Origin of the sequence: Streptomyces sp. HD (assembly GCF_028369295.1) — a bacterium.
Taxonomy (GTDB): Bacteria; Actinomycetota; Actinomycetes; order Streptomycetales; family Streptomycetaceae; genus Streptomyces.
In genome coordinates this window covers 41,957-56,099 of the sequence record NZ_JAQMYP010000011.1, presented here as the reverse complement: position 1 = coordinate 56,099, position 14,143 = coordinate 41,957, and the positions used below count along the sequence as shown (strand labels likewise).

11 protein-coding genes are annotated in these 14,143 nt (G+C 70.0%); 4 read left to right on the top strand and 7 right to left on the bottom strand.

The window, feature by feature from the left end; genetic code table 11:
* Positions 1-4: 4 nt before the first annotated feature.
* The 3 genes from POF73_RS13270 to POF73_RS13260 all read right to left on the bottom strand — a co-directional run bounded on the left by POF73_RS13270 (position 5) and on the right by POF73_RS13260 (position 2,543).
* Positions 5-688 carry a hypothetical protein gene (locus POF73_RS13270; protein ID WP_272114889.1) on the bottom strand — a complete coding sequence of 228 codons (684 nt, stop codon included), beginning with the start codon at positions 686-688 and terminating at the stop codon, positions 5-7.
* 242 nt (positions 689-930) lie between these two features.
* Positions 931-1,674 (bottom strand): N-acetyltransferase, encoded by a 744-nt coding sequence (locus POF73_RS13265; protein WP_272114888.1) that lies wholly within the window; start codon positions 1,672-1,674, stop codon positions 931-933.
* A 95-nt stretch (positions 1,675-1,769) separates the two neighbouring features.
* A complete protein-coding gene (locus POF73_RS13260) occupies positions 1,770-2,543 on the bottom strand; it encodes an HNH endonuclease family protein (RefSeq protein ID WP_272114887.1) in 774 nt (257 codons plus the stop codon).
* Positions 2,544-2,766: 223 nt separating this feature from the next.
* Between POF73_RS13260 and POF73_RS13255 the strand changes: the two genes are divergently transcribed.
* Positions 2,767-2,949: an Rv0909 family putative TA system antitoxin gene (locus POF73_RS13255; protein ID WP_272114885.1), complete on the top strand. Its 183-nt coding sequence runs from the start codon at positions 2,767-2,769 to the stop codon at positions 2,947-2,949.
* Positions 2,950-3,211: 262 nt separating this feature from the next.
* Here POF73_RS13255 and POF73_RS13250 read toward each other — a convergent pair whose 3' ends face one another.
* A complete protein-coding gene (locus POF73_RS13250) occupies positions 3,212-4,096 on the bottom strand; it encodes an SCO6745 family protein (RefSeq protein ID WP_272114884.1) in 885 nt (294 codons plus the stop codon).
* A gap of 137 nt (positions 4,097-4,233) precedes the next feature.
* Here POF73_RS13250 and POF73_RS13245 point away from each other — a divergent pair, with 137 nt between their 5' ends.
* Both POF73_RS13245 and POF73_RS13240 read left to right on the top strand, forming a co-directional pair.
* Positions 4,234-4,866 (top strand): TetR/AcrR family transcriptional regulator, encoded by a 633-nt coding sequence (locus POF73_RS13245; RefSeq protein ID WP_272114883.1) that lies wholly within the window; start codon positions 4,234-4,236, stop codon positions 4,864-4,866.
* Positions 4,867-4,918: 52 nt separating this feature from the next.
* Positions 4,919-5,329, top strand: a complete 411-nt coding sequence (locus POF73_RS13240; protein WP_272114881.1) for an SgcJ/EcaC family oxidoreductase — start codon at positions 4,919-4,921, stop codon at positions 5,327-5,329.
* Positions 5,330-5,452: 123 nt separating this feature from the next.
* On the opposite strand, the gene mfd is transcribed toward POF73_RS13240, so the two are convergent.
* Entirely contained in the window at positions 5,453-8,983 is a 3,531-nt protein-coding gene (mfd, locus tag POF73_RS13235; protein WP_272114880.1) for a transcription-repair coupling factor, read from the bottom strand.
* A 217-nt stretch (positions 8,984-9,200) separates the two neighbouring features.
* Between mfd and POF73_RS13230 the strand changes: the two genes are divergently transcribed.
* Positions 9,201-10,649, top strand: a complete 1,449-nt coding sequence (locus POF73_RS13230) for a DUF2079 domain-containing protein (RefSeq protein ID WP_272114879.1) — start codon at positions 9,201-9,203, stop codon at positions 10,647-10,649.
* A 72-nt stretch (positions 10,650-10,721) separates the two neighbouring features.
* On the opposite strand, the gene POF73_RS13225 is transcribed toward POF73_RS13230, so the two are convergent.
* On the bottom strand, positions 10,722-13,316 hold the full coding sequence (locus POF73_RS13225; protein WP_272114878.1) for an ABC transporter permease: 2,595 nt from the start codon (positions 13,314-13,316) through the stop codon (positions 10,722-10,724).
* Complete coding sequence (locus POF73_RS13220) at positions 13,313-14,101, bottom strand: ABC transporter ATP-binding protein (protein WP_272114877.1); 789 nt, start codon at positions 14,099-14,101, stop codon at positions 13,313-13,315. Before POF73_RS13220 ends, POF73_RS13225 begins: the two co-directional genes overlap by 4 nt.
* Between the last annotated feature and the right edge of the window lie 42 nt (positions 14,102-14,143).

Below are 14,143 nucleotides of genomic sequence, written 5' to 3'. Positions count from 1 at the left end.
ACGGTCACCTTCCGCCCTCGTGGTTGCCGTCCTGCCGGCCGTCGTGCTGGCGCAGATAGTCACTGAGCTCGTCGAGCTCGGCACGCACCTGGTCGATACGCGCGGGCGCGGGACGCTGCGGGGCCGGGGGCGGCGGTACGGGGGTGTGGGGGGCGGCGTCGCGCGGTGCCGTCGACGGCGGTACCGGGCTCTGCGGCGCCGGCGTGTGGGACATCGGCGTCTGCGGTATCGGCGTGTGGGGTATCGGTGGCGACTGCGGCACGGTCGTGGCGGTGTACGGCGACTGGGCCTGCGGATAGCCGTAGGCCGGGGCCGGGCCCCGCTGCGCGGGGTAGCCGGGGAAGCTGAGCTGGTGGAAGTGGCGTATGTCCGCGGAGAGGTAGTACGAGACCGAGAGCACGATGCCGCCCAGGAGGAGCGCGAAGCCCGTCCAGCCGCCGGCGGTGTGGATCTCGTCGCCGGGCTCGGAACCCATCAGGTAGAAGCCGAGGAACTCCACCACGATCGACGCCGCGAACAGGCCCCAGTCGAGCGGCTTTCGGGTCACGATGGCCAGGCGGAGCATCATCGCCCACGTCAACAGGCCGAAGCTGCACACCGAGAGCACGACGAAGAGCACGCGCAGGAAGACCAGCAACCCCGTCGGCGGCGGCTGCTTCACCGGCTGCGTATAGCCGTGGCCTTGCATGGCTGCTCCTGATGCCTGAAGTGAGCGACGAGATCGGCCGCCCCTGCCCGGTGCGCGGCAACCTCGTTCGTGCGATTGTCGGTTCGAGCGTATAGGTCGACACCGACATACGGTCACCGGTTGTACCGAACCGTTGTCGTGCTGATCACTCCGCACGACACCCCAGGTCGCGGAGGCCCCGCCTCCGGATCAGCGGGCGTGCCGGTCCCGTCCCTCAGGCCGACGTACGCCGCGGGGCCGGCTCACAGCGGGTGCCGCATCCACACGTTGGGCTCGACGTACACCGCGTAGCCCCGCTCCGGCTCACACCGCACCGGTACCAGCGCGCCGGGGACCTCGATGTCGCCCGGGGTGTCGAAGGGCAGACCGGTCCAGTTGCGCCACTGGTCCAGTGAGCCGGCGACGGTCATGGAGGCCGGGGCGATGGAGTCGATGGTGGCGCCGGCGCGGGCGTGGACACGCAACCACGGGTCGTGGAGGAGGCCGTCGGGGCGTACACGGTGGGCGTACTCCTCGATGGGGGTGTGCGGTTCGAGGTGCTTGGCGCTGGGGCGGACCGGGGCGACGACCTCGCTGAACCCGTGGGCTCGGGCGTTGTCGCGCATCGCGGACAGCATGCGGGCGGACAGGCCGGCGCCCTGGGCGTGCGGGGCGATGACGACGGAGATGGCGCTGACCGTGTCGGGGCGGACTCCGGCGCGCAGGTCGGCGAAGGCCCACACCAGCACCTCGTCCCAGCCCCGGGCGGGCAGCCGTCCGCGCCCCTCGGCCGCGAGGGCGAACGGCACACTGTAGGCATGGGCGACGACCTCGCCCGTCTCGTCCTCGGCGAACAGCACGTACTCCGGGAGTTCACGGGCGATCCGGCCGTAGTGGGCATTGCCCACCAGGTCCTGAACCACGAACTCCGGCCATGTGTTCGCCATGTCGTCGACCCGCTCCAGCATCTCGGGACGTTCGGCGAGACTCGACACCTTCAACTCCATGCACGTCACCGTAAGCGCGGGCGACTGCGCCGGAAAGCCGTTTTCTACGCGCCGCCCACCAGCCGGACAGCCCGGCACGCCCCGGGGGGCACCCGTCACGCGCCGCATTGGCTGAGCATCGTCTCCTTGTCGGCAGTCGTCACCGGCAGTTCGTACTTCAGTGACACCTGGGCGAAGCGCACCGCGTACGAGCAGCGGATCTTCTTGTTCGGGGGGAGCCAGGACGCGGGGCCGGAGTCACCCTTGGAGCTGTTGGTCGGACCGTCGACGGGTATGAGGTTGAGGGGGTCGTTGGCGATGTCCTGGCGCTTGCCCTTCGGCCAGCGGGAGGCTCCCATCTGCCAGTCGTACGACAGCGGCATGACGTGGTCGATCTGCACGGTCGTGGCGCGGGGCTTGGTCCAGTCGATCGTCCGGCCGGTGTACGGGTCGTCCAGGGTCATGGAGGCCACCACGCAGTCCGAGCCGGAGCGGAAACGAATGTCCTCGCCGTCGCGCTTCAGGAGGTCGTTGCGGGTGTCGCAGCCGTTACGGGCGAACGGGATGCCGCCCGGGGCCGAGTCCATCCACGCGTAGCCGAACTCGTCCCGGTCGTAACCCGTCTTGGGGCCGCGTCCCTTCGTCGCCACCTTCTCGATGAGGGCCCGTCCCTCGGCCCGGTCGGCATCCGAGGTGAGCGGTGCCAGCCCCGGTTTCGTGCCGTCGGGGTTGTCGAGCGGGCTCACCGCGCGGCCGGAGCCGGCGCCCGGGACCCCGGAGCCGGAGGACTCGTCGTCCACCGGCAGGTCGACGTTCTCGCAGCCCGCCAGTACCAGCACCATGCCGAGCATCGCCGCGGCGCTCGCCGCCCCACCCCTCAGACGCCTCACCGTGCGCCCCTCCCCTGCTGCCCGTACCGCCCCGCACAGGCGGTCTTCCCTCGTACGCCGTCGCGAACACGGTAGCGACCCGGCGCACGGCGGCATTCAAGAGGTTCAGACCGGAGGTACGGACCGGCGGTACAGACCACCACGGATCTAATCGCGCATACCTCCTAACTCGGGCGTATCGTCGGTGGGGAATCACCTCCGGGAGGAGCGGAAGGAGCTCTGCATGGGCATCTTCGACAGGTTCAAGAACCGCCAGGCGCAGGGCAAGGCCAGGGATATGTCCGACGCCGCGGAACGCAAGGTCAACGAGAAGACGGGCAACAAGTACGAGAGCCAGGTCGACGACGCGCAGCAGCGGATGGAGCGCGAACTCGGCATGGACCGCGACAGGCCCGATCAGCCGTAGGACCGGAGACCCACGGAGGAGCACGACCGACATCGGGTCACGGCCGAGCCTCGCTGAACCACCTTGAGAACGGAGGCCGTCCGCGGAGGTCCACCTCTTGCGGGCGGCTTCGTGCGGCCGCGGCCGTCAACCATCAGTCGCCAGCCATCGGCCGTCAGCCATCAGCCATCAGCCATCAGCCATCAGTGGCCAACTGCTCTGCTGCGTAGGGAAGTTGTTGCCGCAATCGGCGGCGGCTCGACCCGGCGTACGGCCCGCCTCCTCACACCTTTCCGATCCCCAGCGTCGTCTCCGACGGCAGCAGACCGGAGGACAGCACCGCCACCCAGAACTCGCCCAGCAGTTCCACCAGGCGGTCGATCTCCTCAAGCGTCAGGGCCTGCCAGGGCGCGGCTGCGAGTCGGTCGGTGTGCTCCTCGACAGTGCGGCGCAGTTCGCGGCCCGCCTCCGTCGCCGTACCGTCGGTGTCGTCGACCAGACCTCGGGCGACGAGGCGGGCACGGGCGGCCGTCCATTCCTCGGGGTTCCAGCCTCGGCTCTCGAAGCGTTCGACGGATGCGGCGCCTATCGCGGCGAAGGAGACGAGCGATTCGACGGGGTCGAGGCCGGCCACCTGCAAGGCCGCTATGTGGCCGTCGCCGCGGTGTTCACGCAGGACTGTCGCCGCATGCCAGAGCTGGAGGTGAGGGGCCTGCGGCCAGTCCAGGGCGGAGTTGGCCGCGGCGAGTGGCCGGCCCGCGGTGTCGGCCGCCTCGGCGGCGCGGCGGGCGAGGGCTGCGGCTTCCGCCAACTCGGGACTGTCCACCCGGTCGCCGAGTATCGCGTGGTAGGCACGGTCCAGGCCCCGCACCCTCGCCCTCAACAGGGCCTCGGGGCTCGCGATCTTCCACGCGGGGTCGATGTGCTCGGCGACCATGCGCGGGCTGAAGCTGTAGAAGGCCGACGCGACCTGTTCGGCACCGACCGCTCCCAACGGCGCGGCCCGGTAAGGGAAGTAGCTCGGCCACCGCTCCTCGGTGCCGTAACCGAGCGCGGCCGCCTCCTCGAAGACCTCCGGCGCGTAGTACAGCACCGCATGCAGTGGCTCCAGCAGGTGCCAGAGCTGACGTACGCGCCCCGAATCCAGACCACCTTCGCGCTTCACCATGACGCAACTCCCCCAGTTCGACATCGCGAGATCCCCGAGACCGGAGCCCGAGCTCCGAGTCCCATAACTTGACACCGACAAGATTGCCCGACGGGGCAGAACTTGTCAATGCCTAGATTCCGCGTACGCTGATGACCATGGCCCCCGCACAACAACCGCCCGCCCAGCAGCCGTCCGCCGCACAGAAGCCCTCCACCCGACAGAAGCCGTCCCCCGGCCGCCCCTACCACCACGGCGACCTGCGCCGCGCCATCCTCAGCGCTGCCCTGGAGGTCATCGCCGCCGACGGCCCCTCCGCACTCAGCCTCCGCGACCTCGCCCGCCGCGCAGGCGTCTCGCACGCGGCGCCGGCGCATCACTTCAAGGACCGCACCGGACTGCTCACGGCGATCGCCGCCGAAGGGTTCGGCCTGCTCTCGGGCACGCTCCAGGAAGCCGGGGACCTCAAGGACGCGGGCGTCCGCTACGTCCGCTTCGCACGTGAACACCCCGCCCACTTCCAGGTGATGTTCACGCCCGAGCTGCTACGCGCCGACGACCTCGAACTGACCACGGCCCGCGCCCTCGCCGGAGACGCACTGCGCGGCGCCGTCTCCGCAGTACAGCCCGAGGGCCTCGGCATCGACACCCGCCTGGCCGGCGTCGCCGCCTGGTCCCTGGCCCACGGCTTCGCCACACTGCTCCTCAGCCACAACCTCGACGGCCCCGTCGGCGACAAGGACCCCGAGGAGGTGTTCCGGGCGCTGGCGGCGACGCTGTTCCGGAGGTAGCCCCGAGACAGGGCTTGACCTCAAGTCCACTTGAGGTCCCAGAGTGATCCGCATGAACACCGAAGCCGAAAGCACCACCGGACAGACGGACTTGAAGGCCATCGAGGACGTCGTCGCCACCGTCGAACGCACCCAGCGTGCCAAGGACCCCGAGGGCTTCCTCGCCCTCTTCCACCCCGACGCCCTCTGGACCACCGGCCACGGCAAGGTCCTCGTCGGCCTCGACGCGATCGCCGAGTTCACCCGCGCCGTACTGCCCACCGCGACCTGGGACGGCGAGGTCACCTACGAGGTGGTGCACACGCAGTTCCTGCGGCCCGACGTGGCGGCCGTCAAGGTCCGGCAGGTCTACCACTCCCCGCAGGGCGACACCGAGGGCGCACCGCTGTACGTCATGACCAGGCAGGACGACGGACGGTGGCTGCTGCACGCCTGCCAGAACACCGCGGTGCAGGCCGACTAGAAGGCCGACCGGAAAACGGCCGGCACCACAGAGGCTGCAGGATCCGCAGGCCCGCAGGAACCGCCGGCAGCACAGAACCCGCCGCTACGACACGCCCCGCAGGACCCGCGGAACCCTCCGGCCTCACGACCCCAGAATCGACGCCAGGAACTCCCCGACCCACCCGAGCAACTCCCGCCCGACCAAGGGCTTCCCGCCCACCTTCGCCGTCTTGGGACGCGGCACCAGCACCTGATGCACCGCCGGCTTGATGACGGTGCCCGGGTACAGCCGCTTGACCCTCAGCTCCTGGGACTCGCGCAACTCCACCGGTGCGAAGCGGATGTTGTTGCCCTGCAGGACGATCTCGCCGACGCCACACGCGCGTGCCAGCATCCGCAGCCCCGCCACCAGGAGGAGGTTCTCCACCGGCTCGGGCAACTTGCCGTAGCGGTCGGCGAGTTCCTCTCGTACGGCCCTGATGTCCTCCTCCGTGTTGGCGGAGGCGATGGAGCGGTAGGCCTGCAGCCTGAGCCGCTCGCCCGGCGCGTAGTCGTGCGGGACATGGGCGTCGACCGGGAGCTCGATCTTGACCTCAAGGGGCGGCTCCTCCTCGACCCCGCCCTCCAGCGAGGCGCGGTAGTCCGCGACCGCCTCGCCGACCATCCGGACGTACAGGTCGAAGCCGACGCCCGCGATGTGACCGGACTGCTCGCCGCCCAGCAGATTGCCGGCGCCTCGGATCTCCAGGTCCTTCATGGCGACGTACATGCCCGCGCCCATCTCCGTGTGCTGGGCGATGGTGGCGAGGCGCTCGTGGGCGGTCTCGGTGAGCGGCTTCTCCGGGGGGTACAGGAAGTAGGCGTATCCGCGCTCCCTTCCCCGCCCCACCCGGCCGCGCAGCTGGTGCAGCTGGGACAGGCCGAAGTTGTCGCCGCGCTCCACGATCAGGGTGTTGGCGTTGGAGATGTCGATGCCGGACTCGACGATCGTGGTCGACACCAGGACGTCGAACTTCTTCTCCCAGAAGTCGACGACGACCTGCTCCAGGGCCTGCTCCGACATCTGGCCGTGAGCCGTGGCGATACGCGCCTCGGGGACGATCTCGCGCAGGCGGGCGGCCGCACGGTCGATGGACTCGACCCGGTTGTGGATGTAGAAGACCTGGCCCTCGCGCAGCAGTTCGCGGCGGATCGCGGCGCCGATCTGCTTCTCCTCGTACGGGCCGACGAAGGTCAGGACCGGGTGGCGCTCCTCGGGCGGAGTGGTGATCGTCGACATCTCGCGGATGCCCGTGACCGCCATTTCCAGGGTCCTGGGGATCGGGGTCGCGGACATCGTCAGCACGTCGACGTTCGCACGCAGCTTCTTCAGCTGCTCCTTGTGCTCGACGCCGAAGCGCTGCTCCTCGTCCACGATGACCAGGCCCAGGTCCTTGAACTTGGTCTCGGACGAGAACAGCCGGTGCGTGCCGATGACGATGTCGACCGAGCCGTCGCGCAGGCCCTCCAGGGCGGCCTTCGCCTCGGTGTCGGTCTGGAAGCGGGACAGGGCGCGCACGTTGACCGGGAACTGCGAGTAGCGCTCGGAGAACGTCCCGAAGTGCTGCTGCACCAGCAGGGTGGTGGGGACCAGTACGGCCACCTGCTTGCCGTCCTGGACGGCCTTGAAGGCGGCACGGACCGCGATCTCCGTCTTGCCGTAGCCGACGTCGCCGCAGATCAGGCGGTCCATCGGGACCGACTTCTCCATGTCCTCCTTGACCTCGGCGATGGTGGTCAGCTGGTCGGGCGTCTCGGCGTACGGGAAGGCGTCCTCCAGCTCGCGCTGCCAGGGGGTGTCCCCGCCGAAGGCGTGCCCGGGCGCCGCCATACGCGCGCTGTAGAGCTTGATCAGGTCGGCGGCGATCTCCTTGACGGCCTTCTTGGCCCGCGCCTTCGTCTTCGTCCAGTCGGCGCCGCCCAGGCGGTGCAGCGTGGGTGCCTCGCCGCCGACGTACTTGGTGATCTGCTCCAGCTGGTCGGTGGGGATGTAGAGCCGGTCGCCGGGCTGGCCGCGCTTGGCGGGGGCGTACTCGACGACGAGGTACTCGCGCGTGGCGCCCTGCACGGTCCGCTGCACCATCTCGATGTAGCGGCCCACGCCGTGCTGCTCGTGGACGATGTAGTCGCCCGTCTCCAGGGAGAGCGGGTCGATGGTCTTGCGGCGCCGGGCCGGCATGCGGGCGCCGTCCTTGCCGGCCGCCTTCTGCCCGGACAGGTCGGTCTCGGTCAGCACGGCCAGCTTGAGCACCGGGTCCACGAAGCCGTAGTCGATGGATCCGCAGGCCACATGGACGACCGACGGGGAGATCTTCTCCAGGTCCGCCTCCAGGCGCGCCGCGACGCCCTCGCCGCCGAGCACCTCGACCGTGCGGGCCGCCGGGCCGTGGGCCTCGGTCACGAAGACCGTGCGCCAGCCGTCGGCGAGCCAGCCCTTGGTGTCGGCGAGCGCCTTCGCGGTGTCGCCCCGGTAGGACTCGGGCGCGTGCATGCCGAGCTTCAGGGTGTCAGCGTCGAGCTCGTCGTCGGCCGCGAACGGCGACACCGACCACCACATCATGTCCAGCTCGCGCGCGCGGTCGCGTACGTCCGCGATGGACCACAGGGAGGCCGCGCCGACGTCGATGGGCGCCTCGCCGCCGCCGGCCGTGGCGGCCCAGGACGCCTGGAGGAACTCCTGACTCGTCGCCACGAGATCGGCGGCACGCGTGCGTACCCGTTCCGGATCGCATACGACGGCCATGGCGCCCTTGGGCAGGACGTCGAGCAGCAGCTCCATGTCGTCGACCAGGACCGGCGCCAGGGACTCCATGCCCTCGACCGCGATGCCCTCGGCGATCTTGCCGAGCAGTTCGCCCAGCTCCGGGTGCTGCTCGGCGAGGGCACGCGCGCGTGTGCGTACGTCATCGGTGAGGAGGAGCTCGCGGCAGGGCGGGGCCCACAGGCCGTGTTCGGCGACTTCGAGGGAGCGCTGGTCGGCGACCTTGAAGTAGCGGATCTCCTCGACGTCGTCGCCCCAGAACTCGATGCGCAGGGGGTGTTCCTCGGTGGGCGGGAACACGTCCAGGATGCCGCCTCGTACGGCGAACTCGCCGCGCTTCTCGACGAGCTCCACGCGCGCGTACGCGGCGGCCGCGAGGGCCTCCACGATCGCGTTGAGGTCGGCGGTCTGGCCGGTCCTCAGGGCCACCGGTTCGAGGTCGCCGAGGCCCTTGACCTGGGGCTGGAGGACCGAACGGACGGGTGCCACGACGACCGAGACCGGGCCCGTCTCGGGGTCGTCCGTACGGGGGTGGGCGAGTCGGCGGAGCACCGCGAGGCGGCGGCCGACGGTGTCGCTGCGGGGGCTGAGGCGCTCGTGCGGAAGTGTCTCCCAGGAGGGGTACTCCACGACGCCCTCCGAAGGGAGGAGGGAGCGCAGGGCTGCCGCCAGGTCCTCGGCCTCCCGGCCCGTCGCCGTCACCGCGAGGAGCGGGCGGTCGGTCTCGCGGGCCAGGACGGCGATCGTGAACGGGCGGGCCGCCGGGGGGCCGACCAGGTCGACGTGCATGCGGTTGCCGTCTGCGGCCGCCGTGATCGCTTCCGCGAGGGCGGTGTCCTTGACTACGGCGTCGAGCAGACCGTGCAGGCTCATTCGGGGGCGCTTCCGTCCGGGGTGGGCAACACGAAGGGCCCGACGCGGGTAACGGGCCGGGGTCTTCCAGCGTACGTCGCTGCGCGGGCGGACGCGGGGCCTGTGGATAACGCCGGATCTCTGCTGTACGGCGTCTGCACGGGCGGCGTCCCGGGTCGGGGACGCCGTGCCCCCCTGCGGGTCAAGGCCACGCATGTACACCGCGTAAGGTCCCCTCATGCCCACCTCCGCCACGTCCACGACCAAGGACACCTCCACGGAGCCCCACATACCGGTGCAGAACACGTCCCGCTCCTCGGGGAAAGAGCGGTCCGACGGTGGCCGGCGTGATCCATGGCTGCTGGCCGCGGCGCTGTTCGTCGGGTACGCGATCGTCTCCGTGGGGCGCTACCGGCATCTGGGCCAGAAGTCGTGGGATCTCGGCATCTTCGAGCAGGTCATCCGGGCGTACGCGCATCTGCAGGCGCCCATCGCCGATCTCAAGGGCCCCGGGTTCAACATCCTGGGCGATCACTTCAGCCCTGTCACCGTCCTCCTCGCGCCCCTGTACCGGATCTTCCCCTCACCCGTCACCCTCCTCGTCGCGCAGGCCGCGCTCTTCGCCCTGTCCGCGGTCCCGGTCGCCCGTGCCGCCGCCCGGCTGCTCGGGCGGGCGCGTGGGCTGGCGCTCGGTGTCGCGTACGGGCTGTCCTGGGGGTTGCAGCAGGCCGTCGACTTCGACTTCCACGAGATCTGTTTCGCCGTCCCGCTCATCGCCTTCAGCCTTGAGGCGCTGCTCGCCCGGCGTTGGCGTGCGGCTCTGCTCTGGGCGCTGCCCCTCGTCCTCGTGAAGGAGGACCTGGGGATGACGCTCGCCGCCATCGCCGTGGTCGTCGCCCTGCGCGCACGCGGTGACTCCCCGCGCGCCGCCCGCTACGCGACCGGCGTCGCCGTCTTCGGCGTGGTGGCCGTCGCCGTCACCCTGCTGCTGGTCATACCGAGCTTCAACAGCGCCGGCACCTACGACTACTGGAACAAGGTCAACGAGTCGGGGGGCGGCGGGCCGCTCGACGGGCTCGACACCAAGCTCCGCACGGTCGGGTGGCTGCTGATACCCACCACCGGACTGCTCGCCCTGCGGTCCCCGCTCCTCCTCGTCGCCCTGCCGACCATCGGCTGGCGTTTCGTCTCCTCCTATCCGCAGTACTGGGGCATCGACTGGCACTACAGCGCCGTCCTGATGCCCGTCGTGACCCTCGCTCTCGTCGATGCCCTCGACGGCTCCCGCGACAGCACACGCGCGTGGCTGCGTTCCTACGCCCGGCACCTGCCCGCCGCCGTCGCCGCGGCCTCCCTCGCGCTCACGACCTCGCTGCCGCTGGCCTCCCTGAGCGAGAGCGAGATCTATCGCAAGCCCGCGCGCGTGACGGCGATCGAGCGGCTGCTGGCCGAGATTCCGGACGGCGCCTCCGTCGAGGCGAACATCGCGCCGATCAGCCGGCTCACCTCACGTTGCCGCGTCTTCTGGATCAGCACTACGCGCGGCATTAACCCCGACTTCATCGCCCTCGACAACTCCCGCAGGCGCTACCGCGACGTCGAGGCCTACGTCGCCTCCCTCCACCCCGAGGCCCGGTACACCGTCGAGGGCAACGTCCAGGGAGTCGTACTCCTCAAGCGGCGGTGACGGCCTTGGGCCCGGTCCGCAAGGCAATGCCTCCGGACCGGGCCCGTCCCCCGCAACCCCCGTGTGCGGTGGCTATTCGGTGGCTATCGCGTTCAGTACGTTCATCCGGCCCGCCCTGAACGCCGGGACCAGCGCCGCGAACAGTCCCACGAACGCCGAGCCGATGAAGACCCCGATGATCGTCGGCCACGGGATGTCCAGGACGTTCAGGCCCTCCAGGGCCAGGAGCCGCTGGGCCGTCGCGCCCCAGCCCATGCCCAGACCCAGGCCGAGCAGGGCGCCGAACAGGGCGATCACCACCGACTCCATGCGGATCATGCGGCGCAGCTGGCGGCGGGAGAGGCCGATCGCGCGCATCAGGCCGATCTCCCTCGTCCGCTCGACCACCGACAGGGCCAGGGTGTTCACGACGCCCAGGACCGCCACGATGATCGCCAGGGCCAGCAGGCCGTAGATCATGTTCAGGAGCTGGCCCATCTGGTCCTTGAGCTCCTGCTTGTAGTCGGTCTGGTCGCGGACCGGGTACTGCGGATAGTCGTGCAGCGACTTCTTCAGGGCCGCGTACGCCGCCTCCTCCTGGCCTTCCTTCGCCTTGCCGAGCAGCATCTGGCTCTGCGGGATCCGGTCGGCGGGGAGGTACTTCTGCAGCGTCTCGATGCTGATGTAGCGCGCGCCCTGGTCGAAGGAGGTGTCGTCGTCCGTGATGGCCGCGACCTTCAGTTTCGCCGTCTCGCCGCCCTTGAAGGCGACGGTGACGGTGTCGCCGACGTGCACGCCGTGCTTGGTGGCGTAGTCGGAGCCGACCGACATGGCGTCCTTGCCGTAGGCGGCGGACAGGGTGCCCTCCGTGGTCGTGCGGCGAAGGTCCTCGGCGTACGTCGGGTCGGCCGCTGTGAGCCCCGTGTCGTCGGTCTTGCCGTCCGGTGAGGTCAGCGTGGCGTGGACCTCCTTGGAGCGGGTGACGTGCTCCAGGCCCGGCGTCTGCCGCATCGCCTTCTCGGCGCCCGGGACGATCATCTGCTGGCCGCGCATGACGATGAAGTCCGCACCCACCGACTTGTCCAGCTCGCTCGTCGCCGAGGCGACCATCGAGGAGCCGACCACCGACAGACAGGCCACCAGTGCGAGGCCGATCATCAGGGCGGCGCCCGTGGCGCCGGTACGGCGCGGGTTGCGCAGGGCGTTGCGTTCGGCCATGCGTCCGACCGGGCCGAAGGCCCGCAGCAGGACCGCGCTGATCACCCGGACCACGCCGCCCGCGAGCAGCGGGCCGATGACCACGAAGCCGATCAGGGACAGCACCACGCCGCCGCCCAGCATCAGCGCGCCGTCGCTCGCCTTGTCGGCCGTGGCGGCCGTGTAGAGGGCGAAGGCGCCGGCGCCCGTCAGGACGAGTCCGATGAGGCCCCGGGTCCAGCCGGCCTTGCCGTCCGCCGGTGTTCCGGCGTCGCGCAGGGCGGCCATCGGGGAGACCTTGCCGGCACGGCGGGCGGGCAGGTAGGCCGCCAGCACCGTCACCACTACGCCGAGGACCAGGCCGACCACCGGGGTCGTCACCTTCACCGTGAGGTCGTCGGTGGAGAGGTTCATGCCGGCCATCGACATCAGCTTCATCAGGCCGACGGCGATACCGACACCGGCGCCCACGCCCAGCACCGATCCGACGAAGCCGAGCAGCAGTGCTTCCACCAGCACGGAACGGTTGACCTGGCGTCGCGAGGAGCCGATCGCCCGCATCAGGCCGATCTCGCGGGTGCGCTGGGCGACCAGCATCGAGAAGGTGTTGATGATCAGGAAGATGCCGACCAGGAACGCGATCCCGGCGAAGCCGAGCATGGCGTACTTGATGATGTCCATGAACTCGCCGACGTCCTTGCGGTTCTCGTCGGCGGTCTCCTTGGCCGTCTGGACCTTGTAGGCCCCGTTGGACGCCCCGCTGGACGCGCCGTCCAGTGCCTCGGCGACGTTCCGCTTCAGCTGCGCGTCGCTCACGCCGGCCGCCGCCGTGACGGCGACCTGGGTGAAGCGGCCGGTGGCGCCGAGCAGGGTGCGCTGGGCGGTCTCGGTGTCGAAGTAGACGACGGCCGCTCCCGGGTTGGTCACCTTCCAGGAGGCGATGCCGACGATCCGCGCGCGGATGTCGCCGGTGGCGGCGATGGTGCGCAGTTCGTCGCCGAGCTTGAGGTCGTGCTTGTCGGCGGTGTCCGCGTCGACCATGACCTCGGTGGGCCCGCGCGGGGCGTGCCCGGAGGCGATCTCCATGGACTTCAGGTCGTTCCGGGTCCAGTTGCCGGCGAAGGTGGGCGCGCCGTTGGAGGAACCCATGTTCTTGTTCTCGGAGTTGACGACCGTGACGTTCGTCGAACCGACCGCGCCCTCCGCCTTCTTGACGCCGTCGACGGCCGCGACCTGCTCGACGGTGGAGGCGGGCAGCGAGACCGGCCGGCCCGTACCGGCGCCGTCGTCCTCATCCTCGGCGTCCTTCGGGCTGACGGTGACGTCGGAGGAGGTGACGGCGAAGAGCTTGTCGAAGGTGGTGTTCATCGTGTCCGTGAACACGAGGGTGCCGCAGACGAAGGCCACCGACAGCAGCACGGCCACGGCCGACAGGGCCATCCGCCCCTTGTGCGCGAAGAAGTTGCGCATCGAGGTCTTCAGGACGGTCATGACGTACGCCCCCGCGCGTCGAAGTCCTTCATGCGGTCCAGGACGGCGTCGGCGGTCGGCTTGTACATCTCGTCGACGATGCGGCCGTCGGCGAGGTACAGCACACGGTCCGCGTACGAGGCGGCGACGGGGTCGTGCGTGACCATCACGATGGTCTGCCCGAGCTCGTCCACCGACCTGCGCAGGAAGCTCAGCACCTCGGCCCCCGCGCGCGAGTCGAGGTTTCCGGTCGGCTCGTCACCGAAGATGATCTCCGGTCGGGCGGCCAGGGCACGGGCGACGGCGACGCGCTGCTGCTGGCCTCCGGAGAGCTGGGTGGGCCGGTGCTTGAGTCGGTCGGAAAGTCCAACTGTGTCGACCACGCGCGCGAGCCACTGCTTGTCGGGCTTGCGGCCGGCGATGTCCATGGGCAGCGTGATGTTCTCCAGGGCGTTGAGCGTCGGCAGCAGGTTGAACGCCTGGAAGATGAAGCCGATCCGGTCCCGGCGCAGCTGCGTGAGCTTCTTGTCCTTCAGGCCGGTGATCTCGGTCTCGTCGAGATAGATCTGACCGCTGGTGACGGTGTCGAGCCCGGCGAGGCAGTGCATCAGCGTGGACTTGCCGGACCCCGAGGGGCCCATGATCGCGGTGAACTGCCCACACGCGATGTCCACGTCGACATGGTCGAGAGCGACGACTCGGGTCTCCCCCGACCCGTACGCCTTGACGACCTGCCGCGCCCGCGCGGCAACGGCCGTACGCCCTCCAGTGCCCCCGTGCCTGGGAATGGTCACAGCCGATGTCACGGTATGTCTCCTATGTCGGTCAATGAATGAAACAGGTGGTTC

Excerpts from the sequence above, each read along its gene's own strand:
- POF73_RS13270 (WP_272114889.1), bottom strand. The coding sequence starts at position 688 with ATGCAAGGCCACGGCTATACGCAGCCGGTGAAGCAGCCGCCGCCGACG.
- POF73_RS13265 (WP_272114888.1), bottom strand. The coding sequence starts at position 1,674 with ATGGAGTTGAAGGTGTCGAGTCTCGCCGAACGTCCCGAGATGCTGGAG.
- POF73_RS13255 (WP_272114885.1), top strand. The coding sequence starts at position 2,767 with ATGGGCATCTTCGACAGGTTCAAGAACCGCCAGGCGCAGGGCAAGGCC.
- POF73_RS13250 (WP_272114884.1), bottom strand. The coding sequence starts at position 4,096 with ATGGTGAAGCGCGAAGGTGGTCTGGATTCGGGGCGCGTACGTCAGCTC.
- POF73_RS13245 (WP_272114883.1), top strand. The coding sequence starts at position 4,234 with ATGGCCCCCGCACAACAACCGCCCGCCCAGCAGCCGTCCGCCGCACAG.
- POF73_RS13240 (WP_272114881.1), top strand. The coding sequence starts at position 4,919 with ATGAACACCGAAGCCGAAAGCACCACCGGACAGACGGACTTGAAGGCC.
- mfd (WP_272114880.1), bottom strand. The coding sequence starts at position 8,983 with ATGAGCCTGCACGGTCTGCTCGACGCCGTAGTCAAGGACACCGCCCTC.
- POF73_RS13230 (WP_272114879.1), top strand. The coding sequence starts at position 9,201 with ATGCCCACCTCCGCCACGTCCACGACCAAGGACACCTCCACGGAGCCC.
- POF73_RS13225 (WP_272114878.1), bottom strand. The coding sequence starts at position 13,316 with ATGACCGTCCTGAAGACCTCGATGCGCAACTTCTTCGCGCACAAGGGG.